The 22,618-nt window shown below is 69.8% G+C and carries 20 protein-coding genes; 17 read left to right on the forward strand and 3 right to left on the reverse strand.

From position 1 onward, the window contains the following. Window positions 1-82: 82 nt before the first annotated feature. From J2X21_RS14775 to pdeM, 4 genes are read left to right on the forward strand one after another with little or no spacing between them, the layout of a single operon-like run. Window positions 83-1,111 (forward strand): ligase-associated DNA damage response exonuclease, encoded by a 1,029-nt coding sequence (locus tag J2X21_RS14775; RefSeq protein ID WP_310329902.1) that lies wholly within the window; start codon window positions 83-85, stop codon window positions 1,109-1,111. Further along, the gene (locus J2X21_RS14780) at window positions 1,108-2,763 is read left to right on the forward strand and encodes an ATP-dependent DNA ligase (RefSeq protein ID WP_310329903.1); all 1,656 of its coding nucleotides are present in this window, start codon (window positions 1,108-1,110) and stop codon (window positions 2,761-2,763) included. The genes J2X21_RS14775 and J2X21_RS14780 overlap by 4 nt, the downstream gene beginning before the upstream one ends. Beyond that, window positions 2,750-5,254, forward strand: coding sequence for a ligase-associated DNA damage response DEXH box helicase (locus tag J2X21_RS14785; protein ID WP_404667349.1), 2,505 nt, complete (start codon window positions 2,750-2,752; stop codon window positions 5,252-5,254). The genes J2X21_RS14780 and J2X21_RS14785 overlap by 14 nt, the downstream gene beginning before the upstream one ends. Beyond that, window positions 5,251-5,910 carry a ligase-associated DNA damage response endonuclease PdeM gene (gene pdeM, locus J2X21_RS14790; protein ID WP_310329909.1) on the forward strand — a complete coding sequence of 220 codons (660 nt, stop codon included), beginning with the start codon at window positions 5,251-5,253 and terminating at the stop codon, window positions 5,908-5,910. Before J2X21_RS14785 ends, pdeM begins: the two co-directional genes overlap by 4 nt. Window positions 5,911-5,923: 13 nt before the next feature. Here pdeM and J2X21_RS14795 read toward each other — a convergent pair whose 3' ends face one another. From J2X21_RS14795 to J2X21_RS14805, 3 genes are all read right to left on the reverse strand, one after another. Then, window positions 5,924-6,487 carry an RNA polymerase sigma factor gene (locus J2X21_RS14795; RefSeq protein WP_310329912.1) on the reverse strand — a complete coding sequence of 188 codons (564 nt, stop codon included), beginning with the start codon at window positions 6,485-6,487 and terminating at the stop codon, window positions 5,924-5,926. A gap of 145 nt (window positions 6,488-6,632) precedes the next feature. After that, on the reverse strand, window positions 6,633-7,148 hold the full coding sequence (locus J2X21_RS14800) for a hypothetical protein (protein ID WP_310329915.1): 516 nt from the start codon (window positions 7,146-7,148) through the stop codon (window positions 6,633-6,635). A 154-nt stretch (window positions 7,149-7,302) separates the two neighbouring features. After that, complete coding sequence (locus J2X21_RS14805; RefSeq protein ID WP_310329917.1) at window positions 7,303-9,123, reverse strand: serine/threonine protein kinase; 1,821 nt, start codon at window positions 9,121-9,123, stop codon at window positions 7,303-7,305. 136 nt (window positions 9,124-9,259) lie between these two features. Here J2X21_RS14805 and tssA point away from each other — a divergent pair, with 136 nt between their 5' ends. The 13 genes from tssA (at window position 9,260) to tssH (ending at window position 22,592) form a co-directional block, all read left to right on the forward strand. Continuing rightward, window positions 9,260-10,354, forward strand: coding sequence for a type VI secretion system protein TssA (tssA, locus tag J2X21_RS14810; RefSeq protein ID WP_310329920.1), 1,095 nt, complete (start codon window positions 9,260-9,262; stop codon window positions 10,352-10,354). 59 nt (window positions 10,355-10,413) lie between these two features. Continuing rightward, on the forward strand, window positions 10,414-10,908 hold the full coding sequence (gene tssB, locus J2X21_RS14815; RefSeq protein ID WP_310329922.1) for a type VI secretion system contractile sheath small subunit: 495 nt from the start codon (window positions 10,414-10,416) through the stop codon (window positions 10,906-10,908). Window positions 10,909-10,947: 39 nt separating this feature from the next. Continuing rightward, the gene (gene tssC, locus J2X21_RS14820) at window positions 10,948-12,441 is read left to right on the forward strand and encodes a type VI secretion system contractile sheath large subunit (RefSeq protein WP_310329923.1); all 1,494 of its coding nucleotides are present in this window, start codon (window positions 10,948-10,950) and stop codon (window positions 12,439-12,441) included. Between the two features lie 94 nt (window positions 12,442-12,535). Next, complete coding sequence (locus J2X21_RS14825) at window positions 12,536-13,036, forward strand: Hcp family type VI secretion system effector (protein ID WP_310329924.1); 501 nt, start codon at window positions 12,536-12,538, stop codon at window positions 13,034-13,036. A gap of 148 nt (window positions 13,037-13,184) precedes the next feature. Then, window positions 13,185-13,733, forward strand: coding sequence for a type VI secretion system tube protein Hcp (locus tag J2X21_RS14830; RefSeq protein ID WP_310329927.1), 549 nt, complete (start codon window positions 13,185-13,187; stop codon window positions 13,731-13,733). Next, window positions 13,733-14,572, forward strand: coding sequence for a hypothetical protein (locus J2X21_RS14835; protein ID WP_310329929.1), 840 nt, complete (start codon window positions 13,733-13,735; stop codon window positions 14,570-14,572). Before J2X21_RS14830 ends, J2X21_RS14835 begins: the two co-directional genes overlap by 1 nt. Before the next feature lie 118 nt (window positions 14,573-14,690). After that, a complete protein-coding gene (locus tag J2X21_RS14840) occupies window positions 14,691-15,272 on the forward strand; it encodes a double zinc ribbon domain-containing protein (RefSeq protein ID WP_310329931.1) in 582 nt (193 codons plus the stop codon). Continuing rightward, the gene (locus J2X21_RS14845; RefSeq protein WP_310329933.1) at window positions 15,262-16,089 is read left to right on the forward strand and encodes a type VI secretion system accessory protein TagJ; all 828 of its coding nucleotides are present in this window, start codon (window positions 15,262-15,264) and stop codon (window positions 16,087-16,089) included. Before J2X21_RS14840 ends, J2X21_RS14845 begins: the two co-directional genes overlap by 11 nt. After that, the gene (gene tssE / locus J2X21_RS14850; protein WP_310329936.1) at window positions 16,089-16,625 is read left to right on the forward strand and encodes a type VI secretion system baseplate subunit TssE; all 537 of its coding nucleotides are present in this window, start codon (window positions 16,089-16,091) and stop codon (window positions 16,623-16,625) included. The genes J2X21_RS14845 and tssE overlap by 1 nt, the downstream gene beginning before the upstream one ends. A 14-nt stretch (window positions 16,626-16,639) precedes the next feature. After that, the gene (locus J2X21_RS14855) at window positions 16,640-16,957 is read left to right on the forward strand and encodes a hypothetical protein (RefSeq protein WP_310329938.1); all 318 of its coding nucleotides are present in this window, start codon (window positions 16,640-16,642) and stop codon (window positions 16,955-16,957) included. 14 nt (window positions 16,958-16,971) lie between these two features. After that, entirely contained in the window at window positions 16,972-18,837 is a 1,866-nt protein-coding gene (gene tssF / locus J2X21_RS14860) for a type VI secretion system baseplate subunit TssF (RefSeq protein WP_310329941.1), read from the forward strand. After that, the gene (tssG, locus tag J2X21_RS14865) at window positions 18,834-19,874 is read left to right on the forward strand and encodes a type VI secretion system baseplate subunit TssG (protein ID WP_310329944.1); all 1,041 of its coding nucleotides are present in this window, start codon (window positions 18,834-18,836) and stop codon (window positions 19,872-19,874) included. Before tssF ends, tssG begins: the two co-directional genes overlap by 4 nt. A 48-nt stretch (window positions 19,875-19,922) precedes the next feature. Then, window positions 19,923-22,592 (forward strand): type VI secretion system ATPase TssH, encoded by a 2,670-nt coding sequence (tssH, locus tag J2X21_RS14870; protein WP_310329946.1) that lies wholly within the window; start codon window positions 19,923-19,925, stop codon window positions 22,590-22,592. The last annotated feature ends 26 nt before the right edge of the window (window positions 22,593-22,618 follow it).

The following is a 22,618-nucleotide window of genomic DNA, read 5'->3' on the forward strand; positions in this document are numbered from 1 at the left end:
GCAAGCGACAACGCAGTCAGCCGCAACCCTGAGATGGGCTCTCTGCGGACGCGCAGCACCCTGGCTTGGGCACACTGCGCTCATGCCCGATCTGGTCACGCGTCGCCCGCAGGGCCTGTACTGCGAGCCCGGCGACTTCTTCATCGATCCCTGGCTGCCGGTCGACAAGGCCGTCATAACGCACGCCCATGCCGACCATTGCCGGCCGGGCCACGGCGCCTATCTGGCTCACCGCGACGGCCTGGGCCTGATGCGCACCCGGCTGGGCGACGACGCGTCGTTGGACGGCCTGGCCTATGGCGAGACGCGCCGCATCGGCGAAGTGACGCTGAGTCTGCACCCGGCCGGACATGTACTGGGCTCGGCCCAGGTCCGCATCGAGCATCGCGGCGAGGTGTGGGTGGTCGCGGGCGACTACTTCGTCAGCGGCGCGGGCGACTGCAACACCACCTGCGCGCCGTTCGAGCCGGTGCGCTGCGATGTCTTCGTCACCGAGAGCACCTTCGGCCTGCCCATCTACCGCTGGGCGCCGCAAACGGAAGTGCTGAGCGAGATGCACGCCTGGTGGGCCGACTGCGGGCGCCAAGGCCGGCATGCGCTGCTGATGGGCTACAGCCTCGGCAAGGCGCAGCGCCTGATCGCCGGGCTGGCCGGCGCGCATGCGCCCGGGCCGGTGCTCGTGCATGGCGCGGTCGCGCGGCTGAACACCGCCTACCGGGAAGCCGGCATCGCGCTGCCCGAGGTGGAGACGGTCACGCCGGACACGAACTTCAAGTCGTTGCGCGGCGCGCTGGTCATTGCGCCGCCCGCGGTGCAGGGCAGCCGCTGGGCCAAGGCGATGGGGCCGCACAGCGACGCCTTCGCCAGCGGCTGGATGCGGCTGCGCGGCGCAAGACGCCGGCGCGGCGTGGACCGCGGCTTCGTGTTCAGCGACCACGCCGACTGGCCGGGCCTGTTGTCGGCCATCCGTGCGACGGGCGCGCAGCGCGTCATCGTCACGCACGGCGACGAGGGGGCGCTGGTGCGCTACCTGGGCGAACTGGGCCTGCAGGCCGAGGCGTTCGCGACGGAGTACGGCGACGAGACCCATGGCGTGGAGGCCGCGGCATGAAGCGCTTCGTTGCGCTGTACCTGGCGCTGGATGCAAGCACGTCCACGCTGGCCAAGGTGGCGGCGGTGAAGCGCTACCTCGCCGACGCACCCGCGCGCGATGCCGCATGGGCGGTCTACCTGCTGGCCGGCGGCACGCCGCGCCGGGCCGTGCCGACCGCCGAGCTGCGCGCGCTGGCCTGCGAAGCCGCGGGCCTGCCGGAGTGGCTGTTCGAGGCCGGCTATGCCGTGACCGGCGACCTCGCCGAGGCCATCGCCTATGTGCTGCCGGACCCTGTGGACCGGCTGGATGAACCGCTCGCCGACTGGATGGAGCAGCGCATCCTGCCGCTTCGGGCAATGGATGCCGCCGGGCGGCGCGAGGCGGTGCTGGCGGCGTGGAACGGCCTGTCCGCCGACGAGCGCTTCATGTTCGTCAAGCTGGTGGGCGGAGGCTTTCGCGTGGGCGTCAGCAAGCTGCTGGTGCAACGTGCGCTGGCGGAATGGTCGGGCGCCGATGCCGCCGGCATCGCGCAGCGCATGATGGGCTACACCGGCATCGACACCCCGCCGACGGCCGAGCGTTTCCAGGCGCTGTGGGTCGACGACGCAAGCGGTGCACGCGGCGGCCAGCCCTACCCGTTCTTCCTGGCCCATGCGCTGCCCGATGAGCCCGCGACGCTGGGCGAGCGCAGCGACTGGCTGGCCGAGTGGAAGTACGACGGCATCCGCGCGCAGGTCGTCAAGCGCGACGGGCAGGTGTGGATCTGGTCGCGCGGCGAGGAGCTGGTGACCGAGCGCTTCCCCGAAGTCGAGCTGGAAGCGCGCGCGTGGCCGGATGGCACGGTCGTCGACGGCGAACTGCTGGCCTGGCATCACGGCGAGCCCGAACCCGCACCATTCGCGCTGCTGCAAAAGCGCATCGGCCGCACCAAGCTGTCCAAGGCCATCCTGACCGAAGCCCCGGTTCGGCTGCTGGCCTACGACCTGCTCGAAAGTGAGGGGGTGGACCGGCGCCAGGAACCCCTGCACGTACGTCGCGCGCTCTTGGAACGCCTGGGCATCGCGACGTCGCCCCTGCTGCCCGACGCCGACTGGCCTGCGCTCGCCGCCGCGCGCGAGGGCTCGCGAGAGCGGCGCGTCGAAGGCCTGATGCTGAAGCACCGCGAATCGGCCTACGGCATCGGGCGGACGGTGGGCGCGTGGTGGAAATGGAAGGTCGCGCCGCTGAGCGTGGACGCCGTGCTGATCTACGCCCAGGCCGGCCACGGCCGCCGCGCCAATCTGTACACCGACTACAGCTTTGCCGTCTGGAGCCGCGCGCCGCGCGATGCGGCGGAGGCCGAAGCCGCGCTGGACGCCACGGGCGGCGAACTCGCGCTGGTGCCGTTCGCCAAGGCCTATTCCGGTCTCACCGACGAAGAGATCAAGCGCGTGGACCGCACCGTGCGGCAGACGACCGTGGAGAAGTTCGGGCCGGTGCGGCGCGTGCGGCCGTCGCTGGTGTTCGAGCTGGGCTTCGAGGGCATACAGGCCAGCACGCGGCACAAGAGCGGCATCGCGGTGCGCTTCCCGCGCATGCTGCGCATCCGCGACGACAAGCCGCTGCACGAGGCCGACACGCTGGACACGCTGCGCGCACTGATGGGGGTGGCCGCCGATGCGGGTGAGTGACTGGCTGGCCGCGCGCGGCTGGAATGCGTTCGCGTTCCAGCGCAATGTCTGGAGGGCCATGGCGCAGGGCCACTCCGGCCTGCTGCACGCGACCACCGGTGCCGGCAAGACACTGGCCGTCTGGCTGGGTGCGCTGCAGGCCTTTGGCAAGTCGGAGGCGCCGCTGATGGTGCTGTGGGTCACGCCCATGCGCGCGCTCAGCCATGACACGCTGCTGGCACTGCAGGACGCCGCCGGCGCGCTGGCGCCCGACTGGACGCTGGCGGCCCGCACCGGCGACACGACGTCCGGCGAGCGCGCGTCGCAGCAGCGCCGCTGGCCCACGGCGCTGGTGACGACGCCCGAATCGCTGAGCCTGATGCTGTCGCGCGCCGACGCCCCCGACGTGCTGAAGCGCGTGCGGCTGGTCGTCGTCGACGAATGGCACGAGCTGCTGGGCAGCAAGCGCGGTGTGCAGCTGCAACTGGCGCTGGCGCGGCTGCGCCGCTGGAGCCCGGCGCTGATGACCTGGGGCCTGTCGGCCACGCTGGCCAACCTCGACGAGGCCCGCGACGTGCTCGCGCCCGAGGCGGTGCTGGTGCGCGGCGCGCAGGACAAGAAGATAGCCATCGACACGCTGCTGCCGCCCCGCATCGAGCGCTTCGCCTGGGGTGGTCACATGGGGCTGACGATGCTGCCGGCCGTGGTCGAGCTGATCGAGTCCGCCGCCAGCAGCCTGGTGTTCACGAACACGCGTTCGCAGAGCGAGCGCTGGTTCCAGGCGCTGCTCGATGCACGGCCGGACTGGGCCGGGCTGATCGCGCTGCACCACGGCTCCATTGACGCTGAGTTGCGCCGCTGGGTCGAGGCCGCGATGAAGGCCGGCCAGCTCAAGGCCGTCGTCTGCACCGCCAGCCTGGACCTTGGCGTGGACTTCCTGCCAGTGGACCAGGTGCTGCAGATCGGCTCGGCCAAGGGCGTGGCCCGGCTGCTGCAGCGCGCCGGCCGCAGCGGCCACGCGCCGGGGCGGCGCTCCAAGGTCACCATGGTGCCGACCCACAGCCTGGAGATCGTCGAGGCGTCCGCGCTGCGCGCCGCCGTGCAGGCCGGCCGCATCGAGCCGCGCCGCCCGCCCGAGGCGCCGCTGGACGTGCTGGTGCAGCACCTCGTCACCGTCGCGCTGGGCGGCGGCTTTCGCCCCGACGAGCTGCTGCCCGAGGTGCGCACGGCACCCAGCTACCGCCGGCTCAGCGACGAGGCCTGGCAATGGGCGCTGGCCTTCGTGCGCCATGGCGGTGACAGCCTGCGCGCCTACCCGGACTTCCAGCGCGTCGTGCCGGACGACGAAGGCGTCTGGCGCGTGCCCGATCAGCGGCTGGCGCGCCGCCACCGCAGCAACATCGGCACCATCGTGTCCGACGCGGTGATGAGCGTTCAATTCATGGCCGGCGGACGCATCGCGACCGTGGAAGAAGGCTTCATCGCGCGGCTCAAGCCGGGCGATGTGTTCCTGCTCGGCGGCCGCGCACTGGAGCTGGTGCGCACCGAGGGGCTGACCGCCTATGTGCGTGTGGCCAAGCCAGGCCGCGCGCTGCTGCCGCGCTGGAATGGCGGGCAGTTCCCCATCTCCGACACGCTGGCGGACGCGATGCTGGAGCGCTTAGACGAAGCCGCCCATGGTCGCTACCCCGACCGCGAGATGCGTTTCGTCGCGCCGCTGCTGAAGCTGCAGGGCGAGTGGTCGGCGCTGCCGACGCCGCACCGCCTGCTGGCGGAGGTGCAGACCTCGTCGGACGGCCACCACCTGTTCCTCTACCCTTTTGCCGGCCGCGTCGTGCACCTGGGTCTGGCTTGGCTGCTGGCCTGGCGGATCGGGCGCGACACGCCCGCCACGTTCACGGTGGCTGTCAACGACTACGGCATGGAGTTGCTCAGCGCCACCGAGCTGGACTGGGCCGCCCGCCTGCCCGGGCTGCTCGCCGCCGTGGACCGCGCGACGCTGCGCGAGGAGGTGCTGGCCAGCATCAACGCCAGCGAGCTGGCGCGGCGGCGCTTCCGGCAGATCGCGCGCATCTCGGGCCTGATCTTCCAGAGCCATCCCGGCGAGGCGCGCAGCCAGCGCCAGCTGCAGGCCTCCGCCTCGCTGTACTTCGATGTCTTCCGCCAGCACGACCCCGGCAACCGGCTGCTGCGCCAGGCCGAGGAGGAACTGCTGTCGGCCGAGCTGGACGTCGATTCACTGGCGCGCACGCTGGATCGCCTGGCCGCACTGCCGCTGGACCTGCAGCGGCCGGCGCGCACCTCGCCGCTGGCTTTTCCACTGATGGTCGAGATGCTGCGCGAGCGCGTGACGACCGAGTCGCTGGCGCAGCGGCTGACCCGCATGCTCGCCGAGCTGGAGGCGGCGGCCGGCGGCGGGCCGGCGCCGCAGGACGTGGGCGAGCGGCTCGCCTTCGGCCAGGAACGCGACAAGGCCTCCCCGCGATCCCGCGAACGCCGGAGGCGCCGGTGAGCCTGCGCGTGGACGCCGCGGGCGAGACGCTGTGGCTGCAGGCCGACGGCACGGTCTGGTGGCCGGCGGCGCGCACGCTGTTCGCGGCCGATCTGCACCTGGGCAAGGGCGCCGCGTTCCGCGCGCAGGGCCAGCCGGTGCCAGCAGGCAGCAGCGCGCGCACGCTGGCGGCGCTGGAGGCGCGGATCGCTGATGTGGGCGCGGACCGGCTCGTCGTGCTGGGCGACTTCTGGCATGGCGCGCAGGGGTTGACGCCGCCGCTGTTGGCCGCGGTAGCCGCGTTCGCGACTCGGGTGGAGACGCTGCTGGTGCTGGGCAACCATGACCGGCGCATCCATCCCGATGGCCTGCCGATCACGACGGTCCACGGTGCGTTGCAACTCGGGCCGCTGACCGCGACGCATGAGCCGCCACCCATCGGCGCACCGGGCTTCACGCTGGCAGGCCACCTGCATCCGGCAGTCGTGCTGGGCAGCCGCGCAGGCGATCGCTTGCGGCGGCCCTGCTTCGTGCGCTGGCCACACGCGCTGGTGCTGCCCGCGTTCGGCGGCCTGACCGGCGCGCTGACGCTGAACCGTGGCGAACTGGCCCGTCAGGGGGCCGATGTGGCGGTGCTGGGCGAGGGCGACGTGCGCTGGATGCCCCAGCCGCGCTGAAATGACCCGCGGGTCAGAAAGGCAGCTGCGCGCCGCGGGCCTGCATCCGTGTGCGCAGATGCGAGCGCGCGCGCGACACGCGGCTGCGCACGGTGCCGATGGGCACGGACAGCAGCGCGGCGGCGTCCTCGTAGCTCATGTCGTCCATCGCGACGAGCAGCAGCACCTCGCGCATCTCGGGCATCAGACCGTCCAGCTCGTTCTGCAGCAGCAGCATCAGCTGGTTCAGGTGGCATTGCTGCTCGGGGTCGGCCTGGTTGCAGGGCGTGGCGTCCAGCGCGGACTCGTCCTCGAAGCGGTACAGCCGCGACGGCGCGCGCGCCAGGTGGTTGCGCACCAGGTTCATCGCGATGCCGTACAGCCAGGTGGACAGCTGCGACTCGCCGCGGAACTGCTCGAAGGTGCGCGCCGCCTCGACAAAGGCCTGCTGCGACAGCTCCTCGGCCTCGGTGCTGTCGCCGATGTGGCGCAGCACGAAGCGGTAGAGGCGGTCACGGTGTTCGCCGAACAACTCCGAGAAGATGACGTTCGGGTTGGCAACGACGGGTTGGCGGATCTGAAGGCACTGCGGCTGCATCGCGGGCTCCGGGCGTGTGACGCGGCCGATTGGCCGCCCTGTCTGATCAGACGCCGTCGCCGGCACAACCGCGACAGGGCTTTCCACCCTCCCCCGCATTCGCGGGCGTGGGTAAGCCCGAACGCCGTGAACTAAATCACGGACATCAATGCGCCGCCGTCACGAGCAGCTCGCGCAGCCGTGTCGCGACCGCGTCGGCGTCGGCCGGCGCCACCCGGAACTCGGCCTCCAGCGCCTGGTCCAGCGCGCGCCGGCGCTCGCTGCCGAGGCTGACCGGGTCCAGGCCCAGCGACTCGGCCACGCGCCGGAAACGCCAGCCCAGCAACTGCGCCGAGAACTCGAACTGCAGCAAATGTGACTGCGCCTGCAGCAGGCTCAGCGCCGCCTCCGCGCAGGCCACCGCCCGGCGCACCGTGCGCGCCGGCAGCAGCCGACGCGGCTTGGTACTGAGCCGCCACTCACGCTCGGCCACCGCGCTGGCGGCGTCGCCGTAGCGCTCACGCAGCGCCAGCACGAACAGGTGGCCGATCTGGTCCGAAACCGGCACATCGGGCGTGGGCCCGCCACGAACCTCCAGTTCCCCGTCTATCCACCTCGCCCACAGCAATCGACCCGTGGCCGCGGCGCCAATGAAGGCCTCGAGGCGGGAGGAATCGGGCATCGCCGATGCAGCGGCGACGGGAAGCAGGGTCGGTTTCAGCACGCGGTCCAGGGTTCTGCGGTGATCCCGGCCTGGCGCAACACCGCACCTGCCGGGCATTGACTGGGTAACCGCCGATGCGGCCGGGTTCCCCCGCCGCGCTAGGGAGCAACGCCTAGCGCACCGCCTCGACGCCGAACACCGCCGCGCCGAACTCGCCGGCGCAGGTCGGCCGGCCGCAGTCCGGCAGGCCCAGCAGCCAGCTGGGCGCGCGCGGGTCGGCCCCCGTGGCCGGCGCCTGCGACGGCAGCGACAGGAAGCCGTAGGCGCTGTCCTTGCCGGTGGACCAGGGCGTGAAGCTGCGCGGCTCCGCCGTCACCAGCACCAGGAAGTGATGCAGTCCGGCCGGCTCGCCGGCCTTCAGCGGCCAGCTGTCCTGCGGCAGCTTCACGGCCTGGCCGGCGGTGACGCGGTTGTTGCCTTTGCCGCCCGCCTTGTCATTGGGATAGAGCTGCATCAGGCTGCCGTCCGGCCCGGCCAGCAGCACATAGAGATGGCCGTCGCGCGAGCTGGTCACGCTGAAGCGCAGCTCGTCGCGGTCGATGCGCAGCTGGGTGCGCTCGGCCTGGGCCAGCACGTCGAAGCCGGCGCTGTGGCGCGACGCCAGCTGCTGGAACTGGCCATGCAGGTCCAGCGGCGCGGCGGCGACCGGCGGCGGCGCGGGCTCCGCGGCCGGTAGGGCAGCGGCAGGCGCCTGCACCGCGGGCGTGGCGGCGGCCTCGACCGGGGCAGGCTCCCGGGTCAACAGGTAGGCGGCCAGCCCCGCCGCGGCCACGCCGGCCAGACCCAGGACGGCCAGCAGCGGCGTGCGGCTGCGGGTTGCCGGCTCGGGTGCCGCCGCGGCCGCAGGCGGCGGTGGCGGCGCCTGGATCAGCGTGGCCATCTGGCCCGGCTTGGGCGTGTAGCTGCCCGCCAGGCCCAGCGCCTCGCGGAACTCCTCCATCGACGCGGTGCGGTTGTCCGGCATGACCTGCAGCGCCCGGTCCACCGCCTGCAACAGGCGGTCGCTGTAGCGGCCTTTCGTGAGGTCGCCGAGCTGGGCCAGCGGCACGTAATCGTCCTTGACGATGCGGCCCACGCTGGGCGGCGGCGTGCGGCCGGTGATGGCGCAGTAGATGACGGCGGCCAGTGCGTAGACGTCGGTCCACGGCCCCTGCTTCAGGCTGGGCACCTCGGCGTACTGCTCGATGGGGGCGTAGCCGGGCTTCAGGATGACGGTCAGCGCCTGTGTCATGTCGCCGATGACGCGGCGCGCCGCGCCGAAGTCCAGCAGCAGCGGCAGCCCGCTGCCGCGCAGCAGCAGGATGTTGTCGGGCGCGATGTCGCGGTGATAGCAGTTCTCGCCGTGCAGCACCAGCAGCGCCTCGGTCAGCGGCGCCAGCAGGTTCATCAGCCACGCCTCGGACGGCGGCTCGCCCATTTCCTTCAGCGTGTCCTTCACCGTCTTGCCCTCGATGAAGGGCATGACCATGAAGGCCGTGCCGTTGGCCTCCCAGAAACGGTAGACCTTGACCAGCGACGGGTGGTCGAACTGGGCCAGCAGCCGTGCCTCGTTGATGAAGCTCTTCAGCCCGGCCTCGAAGGTGTCGCGGTGGCGCTCGGAGCGCACCCGCACCTGGGACTGCTCGCCGCGCAGCGCCAGCGCCGACGGCATGTATTCCTTCAGCGCCACCATGCGCTCCAGCGCGTGGTCGCGCGCCAGGTAGACGATGCCGAAGCCGCCCTCGCCCAGCACGCTGACGACCTCGAACTCGGCCTGGCGGCTGCCGACAGGCAGCGCGTTACCGGCCGGCGCCTGCAGGGCGGGTGCCGCAGGCGGTTCGGCCGGGGCTGCCGGTGCGCCGCTGAACACCGTGGGCTGTTCCAGCGGCCCGCCGACCGGCCGGATGATGGTGGCGTCGTCGTCCTCGGGGGCGCTGGGGGCGGTGGGGTTCATCTTGGGCAGGGTTTGCGGCGTCCAACAGGCTGAGTGTCATCCGGGCCCGATACGTTCCCGCAACCCCGGGGGGAACTAAGCCGCGCAGCCCGTTACTTACCGGCCGAGCATCCGTCTGCCCCCTTCCCCGACCTCCATGGACACCTCCTTCGACACGACCGATCCCGCCCAGTCGCTGAGCAGCGATCCCGTGCTCGCGCCCTGGCTGGAGCCTGTGTCGGACGACGACGCCTGCGGGCCCGACCTGGAATATGACAACGACTTCCTGGCGCTGACCCAGGCGGCTGCGGGCAAACCCGAAACCCAGTTCGCGCCGGCCGAGCCGCCGGACTGGCGCGCCGTGGCCAGCCAGGCCGAGGAGTTGAACGGCCGCACCCGCGACCTGCGCGTGGCCAACCTGCAGCTGCGCGCCCGGCTGCGGCTGGACGGCTTCGCCGTGCTGGCGCCCAGCCTGCGGCTGTTCGAACAGCTGCTGCTGCGCTGGTGGGACGAACTCCATCCCCGGCCCGACGACGGCGACGCCTATGCCCGCGTCAATGTGCTGAACGAGCTGGTCAGCCTGGAGTCCACGCTGGGCGACCTGCGCGCCAGCCTGGTGCTGAACGACCGCAGCATCGGCCAGATCAGCGTGCGCGACATCGAGGTCGCCGTCGGCGACCTGGTGCCCCGGGACGACGAGATGCCGCCGTCGCGCGGCCAGATCGAGAACATGCTGGCCGACGCCGTGGCCGACAACCCGCAGGTGCAGACCCAGGCCAGCGACGCGCTGGCCTCGCTGGATGCGCTGAACGAGTGCCTGTCCAACCGGCTGGGCTACGGCGAGCTGCCCGACTTTTCCGCGCTGCGCAGCATGCTGGACGCCGTCGCGTCGGTGTCGCCGCAGCCGGCCAGCATCAGCGCCGACTCGGACGACCTGGCCAGCATGCTGGGCGACCTGGGCATCTCCGGCGACAGCGACGACGAGTCGCCCGCGCCGGCCCGCCGCGGCCGCGGCGGTGGTGGTGGCCTGGGCGCCATCGAAAGCCGCGCCGATGCCGTGCGCGCCATCGAGCTGGTGTGTGCCTATCTGGAAAAGAACGAACCGACCAACCCGGCCGCCAATCTGCTGCGCCGGGCCCAGCGCCTCATCGACCGCAACTTCCTGCAGCTGGTGCGCGAGTTCGCGCCGGATGCCGTCGGCGAAGTCGCGCGCATGCTGGGCGTGGACCCCGAGAGCCTGGAGTCCATGTGATGAGCGCCACCCCTTTCTTCCACGTCGAACCCTGAATCCCGTCCGCAAGGAGCATTGAGATGAGCAAGAGCAGCCAGAAATTCATCGCCCGCAACCGGGCCCCGCGGGTGCAGATCGAGTACGACGTGGAGCTGTACGGCGCCGAGAAGAAGGTGCAGCTGCCGTTCGTGATGGGCGTCATGGCCGACCTGTCCGGCAAGCCGGAAGATCCGCTGCCGCCGGTGGCCGACCGCAAGTTCCTCGAGATCGATGTCGACAACTTCGACTCGCGCATGAAGTCCATGAAGCCGCGCGTGGCCTTCAACGTCGAGAACACGCTGACCGGCGAGGGCAGCCTGCCGGTGGACATCACGTTCGAGAGCATGGACGACTTCTCGCCCGCCGCCGTGGCGCGCAAGGTCGAGGGCCTGAGCAAGCTGCTGGAAGCCCGCCAGCAACTGTCCAACCTGATCACCTACATGGACGGCAAGAGCGGCGCCGGCGACCTGATCGCCAAGGTGCTGGCCGACCCCACGCTGCTGAAGACGCTGACCGACGCGCCCAAGGGCGAGTAAGCCGCAGCCCCAGTTCAAAGATACGACCGGAGTCCACACATGACCCAAGCGGAACAGTCAGCATCGGCCCTGGCCGGCGTCACCTTCGAAGGCAACGACTTCGCGGCGCTGCTGAACAAGGAGTTCAAGCCCAAGACCGACGAGGCGCGCGGTGCCGTCGCGCAGGCGGTGCAGACGCTGGCGCAGCAGGCGCTGTCCAACACGGCGCTGCTCAGCGACGACGCCGTCAAGACCATCGAGTCCATGATCGCGGCCATCGACGCCAAGCTCACGGAGCAGATCAACCTGATCATGCACCACGAGGACTTCCAGAAGCTGGAGTCCGCCTGGCGCGGCCTGCACTACCTCGTCAACAACACCGAGACCGACGAGCAGCTCAAGATCCGCGTGATGAACGTTTCCAAGGCCGACCTGGGCAAGACGCTGAAGCGCTTCAAGGGCACGGCCTGGGACCAGTCGCCCATCTTCAAGCGCCTCTATGAAGAGGAGTATGGCCAGTTCGGCGGCGAGCCCTACGGCTGCCTGGTGGGCGACTACCACTTCGACCACACGCCGCCCGACGTCGAGCTGCTGGGCGAGATGTCCAAGATCGCCGCCGCCGCGCACGCGCCCTTCCTGACCGGTGCCGCGCCCAGCGTCATGCAGATGGAAAGCTGGCAGGAGCTGGCCAACCCGCGCGACCTGACCAAGATCTTCACGACGCCCGAATACGCCGCCTGGCGCTCGCTGCGCGAGAGCGACGACGCCCGCTACCTGGCCCTTTGCATGCCGCGCTTCCTGTCGCGCGTGCCCTATGGCGCCAAGACCGCACCGGTGGACGAATTCGCGTTCGAGGAAGACACCGAGGGCGCCGACCACAACAAGTACACCTGGTCCAACGCGGCCTACGCGATGGCGGTGAACGTCAACAACTCGTTCAAGCAGTACGGCTGGTGCTCGCGCATCCGCGGCATCGAGTCCGGCGGCGCCGTCACCAACCTGCCCACGCACAGCTTCCCGACGGACGACGGCGGCGTGGACATGAAGTGTCCGACCGAGATCGCCATCTCGGACCGCCGCGAGGCCGAGCTGAGCAAGAACGGCTTCCTGTCGATGGTGCACCGCAAGAACAGCGACTTCGCGGCCTTCATCAGCGGCCAGTCGCTGCAGAAACCCCAGGAGTACGACGACGCCGACGCGACCGCCAACGCCGCGCTGGCCGCCCGCCTGCCCTATCTGTTCGCCTGCAACCGCTTCGCCCACTACCTGAAGTGCATCGTGCGCGACAAGGTGGGCTCGTTCAAGTCGCGCGATGCGATGGAAGACTGGCTGAACAGCTGGATCCTGAACTACGTCGACGGCGACCCGATGAACTCGTCGGAAGAGACCAAGGCCACGCGCCCGCTGGCGGCCGCGCAGGTCGAGGTGTCGGAAGTGGATGGCGCGCCCGGCTACTACCAGTCCAAGTTCTACCTGAAGCCGCATTACCAGCTCGAAGGCCTGACCGTGTCGCTGCGCCTGGTCTCCAAGCTGCCGTCCGAGAAATCGAGCTGATCACACGCGAGAACTCGCCCCGCGCGGGAGCAGGACGGGTCACCTCCATCACCACCGCATCCCGCGCAATCTGAACCTCTAAAGGAGCAACAACATGGCAGTCAATGCATTCATCACCTTCTTCGACAAGGCCGATGGCGAGTCCATCCAGAAGGGCAAGGAGAAGTGGATCGAGATCCAGGGCTGGGACTGGGAAATCGAAGCCGAGACCAGCTGGACCAAGGGCGGCGGCGCCTCCGTTGGCAAGCCCAACCCCGGCAAGATGAACTGGGAGCACTACTTCGACACGTCCTCCACGGTCATCATGGGCTACATCTGCACCGGCAAGGCCTTCCCCAAGGTCGAGCTGCAGATGATGAAGACCACCGGCTCGGCCACGCCCGAGACCTACTTCACGATGACCATGGAAGGCGTGTTCATCACCAAGGTGCAGCAGAACGGTACCGAGGAAGGCTCCGTGCAGCAGAAGGTCGAGATGGTCTTCAAGACCGTCAAGATCGAATACAAGCCGCAGGACAACAAGACCGGCAAGCTGCAGGCCGCCAAGACCTACAACTGGGACATCCCTGCCGGCACGGCCTCGCCCTCGGCTTGATCAGCCCACCCCCTACCGGCTTCGCCGGCCCCCTCAAGGGGGCGCTGCCAGCGGCCCGGCAAAGCCGGTTCCGCGGCAGCCGCTGGGTCAGGCACCACTTGCCTGCATGCTTCTCGCTCTCGCCGCCGCAGCGCTTCGCTGACCACACATGAGTCGTTCGAACATCTTCATGCAACTCATCACCGGCGCCGGGCCGGTGGTGGGCGAGGGGCTGCTCGAGGGCGCCGAGGGCTCCGTCGAACTGCTGGAGTTCGGCTGGGGCATGAAGGCCCTGAAAGACCCCAAGAGCAAGGGCAGCGGCATGGCCGCCGTCGCGGCCGCCGCGGCCTCGATGGCCGGACTGGGCAAGTCGGTCTCCATCAAGATGGAGCCGCTGACCTTCAAGAAGCGCTTCGACGTGGCGTCGTCGCAGATGCACTTCTGCCTGGACAACCACCTGCCCATCGTCAGCGCCTCCATCACGGTGCTGCACATCAAGCAGCAGGGCCGCGCCATCCACCAGCCCGGCTTCACGCTGGTCTGCACGATGGGCCATTTCGCCAGCTGCGAGCTGGCGGTCGCCGACGACGGCCTCTCCAAGGAGGTCACCGAGGACTGGACCCTGAACTTCAAGAGCATCAAGATGATGTATCTGAAGACGCTGGGCAAGGACAACCTGCCGACCGCCCCCTTCTTCTACCCGACGGCACTCCTCTGATGGCTGACAACGGCGCCGACATCTACATGATCCTGCTCCGCCCCACCCGCGTGCCGGTGGCGGGCGAGTCGGTCTCGCACCTGTTCCAGGGCCAGGTGCTGCTGGAGAGCCTCGAGTGGAACCTGCACAACGAGGAAGAGCGCGTCAACAACGACGTGCGCGACGACATGTTCCGCGAGAAGGAGTCGTTGATCTCGCAGGAGAGCAGCGTGCTGCAGCAGTTCAAGTCCTTGAAGGGCGACGTCACGGCCGCCCAGGCCTCGCTGAAGCGCGCGATGAGCAAGGCGCAGGGCGCGGAGCGTGAGGCGCTGCAGGAAAAGCACGACCGGCTGATCCGCGACTCGCTGGACAAGTTCCAGGAGAAGTACAAGGACGCCAACGAGGCCGTGAAGCGCCAGTCGGAAAGCAAGGGCTTCGACGAGCGCGTGGCCGACAAGCGCAGCGACCTGGAAGGGCGCAACCCCAACTTCGAGTTCAAGTTCAAGAAGCGCGTGGACATCGCCACGACGCAGATGCTGAACTCGATGAAGGCCGGCGACATCTTCCCGTCCGGCACGCTGACCATCCACAAGCGCTCGACCAACGTCATCGAGGGCACGTCGCTGGTGTTCACCATCCAGAAGATCCGCCTGCTGGAATACAAGCTGGAGGTGGCCGTCACCGACACGATGACGGAGATGATGGAAGAGTGGACCTGCGAGTTCGGGTCGCTGGCCTACGTCTACAAGAACCCGCCATCGCACTACTCGCACGGCAACGTCGGCCAGGCCGTCGTCAAGACCGCCACGCAGGCGACGATGCGCGCGTTCACGATGAAGAACATTGGTTCGCCAATATGAGCTCCCCCCCTACCGGCTTCGCCGGCCCCCTCAAGGGGGCGCTGCCAGTGGCCCGGCAAAGCCGGTTCCACGGCAGCCGCTTGGTCATCAACACGTTCGGATGCGTCGGGGGTTCGGCTTGTCTCTAACCAACTACCGCGATGTCAGCACGTCCATGAGCGACGTGTCGGCGGGCTTCCAGTTCGAGTTCTATTGCGAGAAGTGCGGCGAGACCTCGCGCTCGGCGTTCAGGCCTTACCGCAAGGGACAGATCACGGGCTGGCTGAGCCGCTTCGCGTTCATGTTCCATGACTTGAGCAAGGCCAGCCGCGCGACGGGCGCCTTCGCCGAAGCGGGCGGCAGCGGCGCCAAGGCCGAAGCACTGGAAGAGGCCCGCGCACTCGCGGCCGCGCTGTACGAGCGCTGCACCGGCTGCCGCAAATGGGTGGGCCGCGAATGCTGGGACGGCAACGCCGGCAGCTGCCGCGACTGCGCCACCAAGGCCGCCGCCAATTCGGGCGGAGGCTATGGCTCGCAAGGCGGCTACGGCGCGGCCTCGGGCGGTGCCGCCTGCCCCAACTGCCAGACGGCCTCGCAGGGCGGGCGCTTCTGCCACGAGTGCGGCTTCGACATGGCCAGCACGCACAAGAGCTGCCCCGCCTGCGGCATCACCCTTCCGCGCTCCGCGCGCTTCTGTACCGACTGCGGCCATGGCTTCTGACCTGACACCCCAACAAGCCGCCGAAGAGGCGCTGCGTGCCGGCGACCCGCGCACCGCGCTCGCCAAGTTGACCGAGGCCGTGCGCGCCAAGCCGGCCGACCCCAAGCTGCGCACCTTCATGTCGCAGCTGCTCAGCGTGCTGGGCCAGTGGGAACGCGCGCACACCCAGCTCAACGTCGTCGCCGACATGGACAAGCTGGCCATCCCCATGCGCGAGACCGTGGGCCACGCCATCCGCTGCGAGCTGCTGCGCGCGCAGGTGTTCGCCGGCAAGCGAACGCCCGTCGTGTTCGGCCAGCCCGAGGCCTGGGTGGCGCAGCTCATCGAGTCGCTGAGGCAGCAGGGCGAAGGCCACGACCAGCTCGCCGTCGATCTCGCCGCCAAGGCCTTCGACGCCGCGCCCACCAGCGCCGGAGCCATCGACGGCCAGCGCTTCGAATGGCTGGCCGATGCCGACTCGCGCCTGGGGCCCATCCTGGAGGTCTGCCTGAACGGCCACTACACCTGGGTGCCGTTCCAGAATCTGGCCAAGATCAGCTTCGACAAGCCCGAAGACCTGCGCGACTGCGTCTGGATGCCTGCGCAGCTGAGCTTCACCAACGGCGGCAACAGCGTGGCGCTGGTGCCCACGCGCTACGTGGGTTCCGACAAGAGCGACGACGGCCTCATCAACCTGGCGCGCAAGACCGTCTGGGAGCCCCTGCCCGGCGAGGAGCGCTACGCCGGCCTGGGCCAGCGCGTGCTGGCCAGCGACGTGGGCGACCACGACCTGATGGCCATCCGGGAAATCACCTTCGATAGCAACGAGGCCGCCTGATGGCCGGCCTGGGCGCCCAGGACCGGCTCCAGCCCTCGCTGCTCGACCGGCTCACCGACCACGAGCCCGACAGCCGGGTCGAGGCGCTGGACGCGCGCATGCTGACCCGCAAGCAGCTGCGCGAGGCGGTGTTGCGCGACCTGTCCTGGCTGTTCAACGCCGTCTGCGAGGAGCCCGACATCGGCAACCGCGACGACCCCGAGCGCACCGCGCTGTGGAAGAGCGTGCCGCACGCCGCCGACTCGGTACTGAACTTCGGCATCCTGCCGCTGACCGGCCAGACCATGAGCGTGCACAACTTCCCGCTCATCGAGGCCCAGTTGCGCCAGGCCATCGTCCGCTTCGAACCGCGGCTGGACCCCAACACCGTCGAGGTCCGCATCGCCAACGACATGACCACCGGCATCCGCCCCACCAGCCTGCGCCTGACCATCAAGGGCCAGATGTGGAACCAGCCCGTGCCGCTGGAACTGCTGCTCAGCGCCGACGTGGACGTGGACACCGGCCAGGCCGCGGTGCGCGACCTGCGCGCCTAGACCAAGGATTCACGATGCAGCGCAAAGTGCTAGGCGGCCACGTCCAGCCCAAGGACGGCAAGCTCAAGGAACCGGCCAAGGACGACAAGGGCAAGGAGATCAAGCCGGTGCCCACCGACGTCGACTCCGTCGAATTCAAGGTGCCCGAGGGCGCACCCGACGTCACGACAGGCTCCGAGGGCGTCATGCTGTTGTCCGGCGCGCCCAACACCGGCCCGTACAAGAAGGACGACGTGCTGCTCTACCTGATCCCGAAGTTCAAGGCCCGCATGACATTGAAGGTGCTCTCCGAAGTGGGCCCCACCAAGTACAAGGTCAAGCGCATCGCCTGACGCCTCCACTGTCCATGGATCCCCGCCTCCTCCGCTACTACAACCAGGAACTGCGCTATCTCCGTGAGATGGGCGGCGAGTTCGCGCGCGAATTCCCCAAGATCGCCGGCCGCCTCGGCATGGAAGGCCTGGAAGTGGCCGACCCGTATGTCGAGCGGCTGCTGGAGGGCTCGGCCTTCCTGGCCGCTCGCGTGCAGCTCAAGCAGGACGCCGAGTTCCCGCGGCTGGCCCAGGCGCTGCTGGACATCGTCTGCCCCAACCTCGGCGCACCCATCCCGTCCATGCTGGTGGCCAAGCTGGAGCCCAGCAACGACCCCAACCTGATGGCCGGCTTCACGCTGCCGCGCGGCAGCGCGTTGATGTCGCAGCCCACGTCGCTCGGCCCCACGCGCTGCGAGTTCCGCACCGCGCAACCGGTGACGCTGACGCCCATCCAGGTCACGCAGGTCGAGTACTTCCTGAGCGCCACCGACATCAACCTCAGCGGCCTGCCGCTGCGCGAACGCCCCAAGAGCGGCGTGCGCGTGAAGCTGGCGCTGCCCGACGGCATGAGCTTCGCGAAGCTGCCGCTGGACAGCCTGCGCTTCTTCATGGGCGGCCTGCAGGACGTGGCGCTGAAGCTGCACGAGCTGGCCACCTGCCGCTGCGTGGGCGTGCTGGCCGGCCCCGGCGGCAAGGACGCGCGCCGCAACTTCCTGCCGCCCGGCTGGGTGCGCCACGTGGGCCTGGCCGACGACGAGGCCATGCTGCCCGTGACGCTGCGCGGCCTGTCCGGCACGCGGCTGATGCAGGAGTACTTCGCGTTCCCGCAGCGCTTCCTGTTCCTGGACGTGGCCGGCCTGCGCGCCAGCTTCGCGGCCTGCCCCGGCAACACCTTCGAGCTGGTGCTGCTGTTCGACCGCTACGAGCCCAGCCTGGAGGGCGGCGGCGAGCCGGCCAACTTCAGCCTGAACTGCGTGCCGGCCATCAACCTGTTCGAGCGCCGCGCCGAGCGCATCGCGGTGGACGACAGCAGCACGGCCTTCCAGGTCATCCCGGACCGGCTGGCCGGCAACGACTACGAGGTCTTCGACGTCGCCTCCGTCGCTGGCTTCTCCAACGACAGCGACGAGCTGCAGTTCCTGCCGCTGTTCGACGTGCCGCATGTGGACCCCGGCGGCGCGGCCGGCTACTTCAGCCTGCTGCGCGAGCCGCGCCTGGCCAGCGACCGCGCCAAGCGCGAAGGGCCGCGTTCGGCCTATGTCGGCAGCGAGGTCTTCCTGGCGCTGGTGGACCTGCAGCGCGCGCCCTACCGCGACGACCTGCGCCAGCTGGCGGCCAAGGTGCGCTGCACCAACCGCGACCTGCCGCTGTTCATGCCCACCGGGCGCGACCACGGCGGGCTGACGCTGGAGACCCGCGCGCCGGTGGAGACCATCGCCGTCGTCGCCGGCCCGTCGCGACCGGTCAGCGCCACGCGCGAAGGCCCGCTGGCCTGGCGGCTGCTGTCGCTGCTGTCGCTGAACTACCTGTCGCTGGTGGACGAGGACGCCGAGCGCGGCGCGCTGGCGCTGCGCGAGCTGCTGGGCCTGTTCGGCCAGAGCGCCAACGCCGGCCTGCTGCGCCAGATCGAGGGCGTGCGCTCGGTCGCCACGCGGCCGGTGGTGCGCCGCCACCCGGCGCCGGGCCCCATCGCGTTCGGCCGCGGGCTGGAGGTGCAGGTCACGGTGGACGAGCTGTCCTTCGAGGGCGGCAGCGCCGCGCTGCTGGGCGCCGTGCTGCACCACTACTTCAGCCGCCATGTGTCGATGAACAGCTTCGTGCAGACGCTGCTGGTGTCGCGCACGCGCGGCGAGTTGAAGCGCTGGCATCCGCTGCCCGGCGCGCGGGCCATCCTGTGAACATCTTCGATGCGTTGAAGCAGCGACCGGGCCGTTTCGACCTGTTCCAGGCGCTGCGCCGCATCGAGGCCGCCCACCCCGACAAGCCGCGGCTGGGCGACGCGCTGCGCCCGGGCGACGAGCCCGTGCGCTTCGCCAGCGAGCCGGCGCTGAACTTCGCGCCCACGGCCATCACCAAGCTGGACGCGCGCGACGGCCACGCGCCTCGGCTGGTGCAGCGGGTCATGAGCCTGTTCGGCCCCAACGGCGCGTTGCCCACGCACCTGACCGAGTACGCCCGCGAACGGGCCATGCACCACGGCGACCGCACCTTCGCGGCCTTCGCCGACCTGCTGCTGCACCGCTTCGGCCTGCTGTTCTACCGGGCCTGGGCCCGCTCCCACCCGGTGGTGGGCATGGACCGCGGCCGCAACGCGCCCGTCGTGCGCCACGTCGGCGCGCTCATCGGCCTGGCCGAGCCCGCGCTGCGCGAGCGCGACGCCCTGGGCGATTTCTCCAAGCTCTACTTCGCGGGCCGCCTGGCCCGCTCGGCCCGCGACGCCGACGGCCTGCAAAGCTGGATCGCGCTGCGCTTTCGCGTGCCGGCCCAGGTGCACCAGTTCAGCGGCCACTGGATGACGCTGGAGCCCGAGGAGCGCACCCGCCTGGTCAGGCACGACGGCGTCGCGCTGGGCCGTGGCGCCATGCTGGGCGGCCAGGTCTGGGACGTGCAGCACAAGTTCCGCATCGAGATCGGCCCCTTGAGCTGGACGGAGTTCCAGGCCTTCCTGCCCTACGGCCCGCACCTGCCCGCGCTGCAGGCCATGGTGCGCCAGTACGTGGGCCACGAGTTCGAATGGGACGTGCGCCTGCGCCTGAAGCCGGCCGAGGTGCCCGCCTGGCCGCTGGGCCGCCAGCCCGGAGTCGGCCAACTGGGTCGCAGCGCCTGGCTGAACAGCAAGCGCCCGCGCAAACGGGCCGACCAGTTGCTGATGAACGTCGAAAGCATCTGCCGGGAACCGCTGGGGCCGTCCTTGGCACCAAAGCATCAGATGTAGCGGAACCGAACGGCGGCCCCGGTCACTTAGCACCGAGGAGAACCGCAAATGACCGACATCAGCCGCCAAGCCCTTTTCGGCAAGCTCAACCCGCTGGCCTACAAATCCGTCGAGGGCGCCACCGTTTTCTGCAAGCTCCGGGGCAACCCCTATGTGGAGCTGGTGCACTGGATCACCCAGCTGCTGGAGAACAACGAGTCCGACGTGGCGGCCATCGTGCGCCACTACGGCCTGGACGCCGCAGCACTCGCTCGCGACGTGACGACCGCGCTGGACCGCCTGCCGCGCGGCTCCACGTCCATCAGCGACTTCTCCGAGCACATCACGCACGCCATCCAGCAGGCCTGGGTCTACTCGACGCTGATGTACGGCGACGCCCAGGTGCGCAGCGGCCACCTGCTGGTGGCGCTGCTGAACACGCGCACGCTGCGTGAGGCGCTGTTCGGCATCTCGCGCCAGTTCGAGAAGATCAAGGCCGACGACCTGGGCGACAAGCTGCCCAGCCTTGTGGGCAAGACCGGCGAAGCCGGCCTGGGTGCCACCGACGGCAGCGCGCTGAGCAGCGGCCAGCCCGGTGAGGCCTCGGGCGCGATGGCGCCGGCCGCGATGGGCCGCCAGGAGGCGCTGAAGAAGTTCACGGTGGACCTGACCGAGAAGGCCCGCAACGGCGAGATCGACCCGGTGACGGGCCGCGACGACGAGATCCGCCAGATCGTCGACATCCTGATGCGCCGCCGCCAGAACAACCCGCTGCTGACCGGCGAGGCCGGCGTCGGCAAGACGGCTGTCGTCGAAGGCTTCGCGCTGCGCCTGGCGCGCGGCGACGTGCCGCCCAGCATGCAGGGCGTGACGCTGCTGTCGCTGGACATCGGCCTGCTGCAGGCCGGTGCGTCCATGAAGGGCGAGTTCGAGCAGCGCCTGCGCCAGGTCATCGATGAGGTGCAGCAGAGCCCCACGCCCATCATCCTGTTCATCGACGAGATCCATACCCTCGTTGGCGCTGGTGGTGCCGCCGGCACGGGCGATGCGGCCAACCTGCTGAAGCCGGCGCTGGCGCGCGGCAACCTGCGCACCGTGGGCGCGACGACCTGGGCCGAGTACAAGAAGTACATCGAGAAGGACCCGGCGCTGACCCGCCGCTTCCAGACCGTGCAGGTCGAGGAGCCCGACGAGAAGAAGGCCATCCTGATGCTGCGCGGCGTGGCCACCGTGCTGGAGAAGCACCACCAGATCCAGTTGCTGGACGAGGCCATCGAGGCCGCCGTCAAGCTGTCGCACCGCTACATCCCGGCCCGCCAACTGCCCGACAAGGCCGTCAGCCTGCTGGACACCGCCTGCGCCCGCGTCGCCGTCAGCCAGCACGCGATGCCGGCCGAGGTCGAGGACTGCAAGCGCCGCATCGAGTCGCTGGAGATCGAGCAGGGCATCATCGCCCGCGAGGCCCAGGTCGGCGTGCACATCGGCGAGCGGGGCTCGCTGGTCGAGGAGAAGCTGGCCGCCGAGCGCACCCGCCTCGGCGAGCTGGAAGCCCGCTGGACGAAGGAAAAGGACGTCGTCGCCAAGATCCTGGACCTGCGCGCCAAGCTGCGCGGCGGCGACCAGCCGGCCGACGCCGGCGGCAGCCCCGACCGCGACGCGCTGCTGGCCGAGATGCACGCCGCGCAGGCCCAACTCACGGAGCTGCAGGGCGACGCACCGCTGATCCTGCCGTCCGTCGATGCGCAGGCCGTGGCCAGTGTCGTCGCCGACTGGACCGGCATTCCCGTCGGCCGCATGGTCAAGAACGAGCTGGAAGCCGTGCTGCGCCTGGGCGCCACGCTGGGCGCGCGCGTCATCGGCCAGCAGCACGGGCTGGACATGATCGCCCGCCGCATCCAGACCTCGCGCGCCAAGCTCGACAACCCCAGCAAGCCCATCGGCGTGTTCATGCTGTGCGGCACCTCGGGCGTCGGCAAGACCGAGACGGCGTTGGCGCTGGCCGAGTCGCTGTACGGCGGCGAGCAGAACGTCATCACCATCAACATGAGCGAGTATCAGGAGTCGCACACCGTCTCCACGCTCAAGGGCGCGCCTCCGGGCTATGTGGGCTATGGCGAGGGCGGCGTGCTGACCGAGGCCGTGCGCCGCCGGCCCTACAGCGTCGTGCTGCTCGACGAAGTGGAGAAGGCCCACCCGGACGTGCACGAGCTGTTCTTCCAGGTCTTCGACAAGGGCTGGATGGAAGACGGCGAAGGCCGCCTGATCGACTTCAAGAACACCATCATCCTGCTGACCAGCAACGTCGGTTCCGAGCTCATCATGAACATGTGCCGCGACCCCGAGCTGCTGCCCGACCCCGAGTCCCTGGCCACGGCGCTGACCGAGCCGCTGCAGAAGGTGTTCCCGCCCGCGTTGCTGGGCCGCATCGTCACGATCCCGTATTACCCGCTGTCCGACGAGATGCTGGCCAAGATCGTGCGCCTGCAGCTGAACCGCATCGTCAAGCGCGTGGCCGAGAACCACCGCATCCCGTTCGAGTACAGCGACGCGGCCGTCGAGCTGATCGTCAAGCGCTGCAACAACGCCGAATCCGGCGGCCGCATCATCGACGCCATCCTGACCAACACCGTGCTGCCCAAGGTCTCCATCGAATACCTGTCGCGCACGGCCTCGGGCCAGCCGCTGGCGCGCGTGGCGCTGGATGTCGCCGATGGCGACTTCAGCTACAGCTTTGACTAAGCCTGATCGCGACGCGGAGAGCCTGG

Origin of the sequence: Roseateles asaccharophilus, assembly GCF_031458115.1 — a bacterium.
Lineage (GTDB): Bacteria > Pseudomonadota > Gammaproteobacteria > Burkholderiales > Burkholderiaceae_C > Pelomonas > Pelomonas asaccharophilus_A.

Excerpts from the sequence above, each read along its gene's own strand:
- J2X21_RS14775 (WP_310329902.1), top strand. The coding sequence starts at position 83 with ATGCCCGATCTGGTCACGCGTCGCCCGCAGGGCCTGTACTGCGAGCCC.
- J2X21_RS14780 (WP_310329903.1), top strand. The coding sequence starts at position 1,108 with ATGAAGCGCTTCGTTGCGCTGTACCTGGCGCTGGATGCAAGCACGTCC.
- J2X21_RS14785 (WP_404667349.1), top strand. The coding sequence starts at position 2,750 with ATGCGGGTGAGTGACTGGCTGGCCGCGCGCGGCTGGAATGCGTTCGCG.
- J2X21_RS14795 (WP_310329912.1), bottom strand. The coding sequence starts at position 6,487 with ATGCAGCCGCAGTGCCTTCAGATCCGCCAACCCGTCGTTGCCAACCCG.
- J2X21_RS14800 (WP_310329915.1), bottom strand. The coding sequence starts at position 7,148 with ATGCCCGATTCCTCCCGCCTCGAGGCCTTCATTGGCGCCGCGGCCACG.
- J2X21_RS14805 (WP_310329917.1), bottom strand. The coding sequence starts at position 9,123 with ATGAACCCCACCGCCCCCAGCGCCCCCGAGGACGACGACGCCACCATC.
- tssA (WP_310329920.1), top strand. The coding sequence starts at position 9,260 with ATGGACACCTCCTTCGACACGACCGATCCCGCCCAGTCGCTGAGCAGC.
- tssB (WP_310329922.1), top strand. The coding sequence starts at position 10,414 with ATGAGCAAGAGCAGCCAGAAATTCATCGCCCGCAACCGGGCCCCGCGG.
- tssC (WP_310329923.1), top strand. The coding sequence starts at position 10,948 with ATGACCCAAGCGGAACAGTCAGCATCGGCCCTGGCCGGCGTCACCTTC.
- J2X21_RS14825 (WP_310329924.1), top strand. The coding sequence starts at position 12,536 with ATGGCAGTCAATGCATTCATCACCTTCTTCGACAAGGCCGATGGCGAG.
- J2X21_RS14830 (WP_310329927.1), top strand. The coding sequence starts at position 13,185 with ATGAGTCGTTCGAACATCTTCATGCAACTCATCACCGGCGCCGGGCCG.
- J2X21_RS14835 (WP_310329929.1), top strand. The coding sequence starts at position 13,733 with ATGGCTGACAACGGCGCCGACATCTACATGATCCTGCTCCGCCCCACC.
- J2X21_RS14845 (WP_310329933.1), top strand. The coding sequence starts at position 15,262 with ATGGCTTCTGACCTGACACCCCAACAAGCCGCCGAAGAGGCGCTGCGT.
- tssE (WP_310329936.1), top strand. The coding sequence starts at position 16,089 with ATGGCCGGCCTGGGCGCCCAGGACCGGCTCCAGCCCTCGCTGCTCGAC.
- J2X21_RS14855 (WP_310329938.1), top strand. The coding sequence starts at position 16,640 with ATGCAGCGCAAAGTGCTAGGCGGCCACGTCCAGCCCAAGGACGGCAAG.
- tssF (WP_310329941.1), top strand. The coding sequence starts at position 16,972 with ATGGATCCCCGCCTCCTCCGCTACTACAACCAGGAACTGCGCTATCTC.
- tssH (WP_310329946.1), top strand. The coding sequence starts at position 19,923 with ATGACCGACATCAGCCGCCAAGCCCTTTTCGGCAAGCTCAACCCGCTG.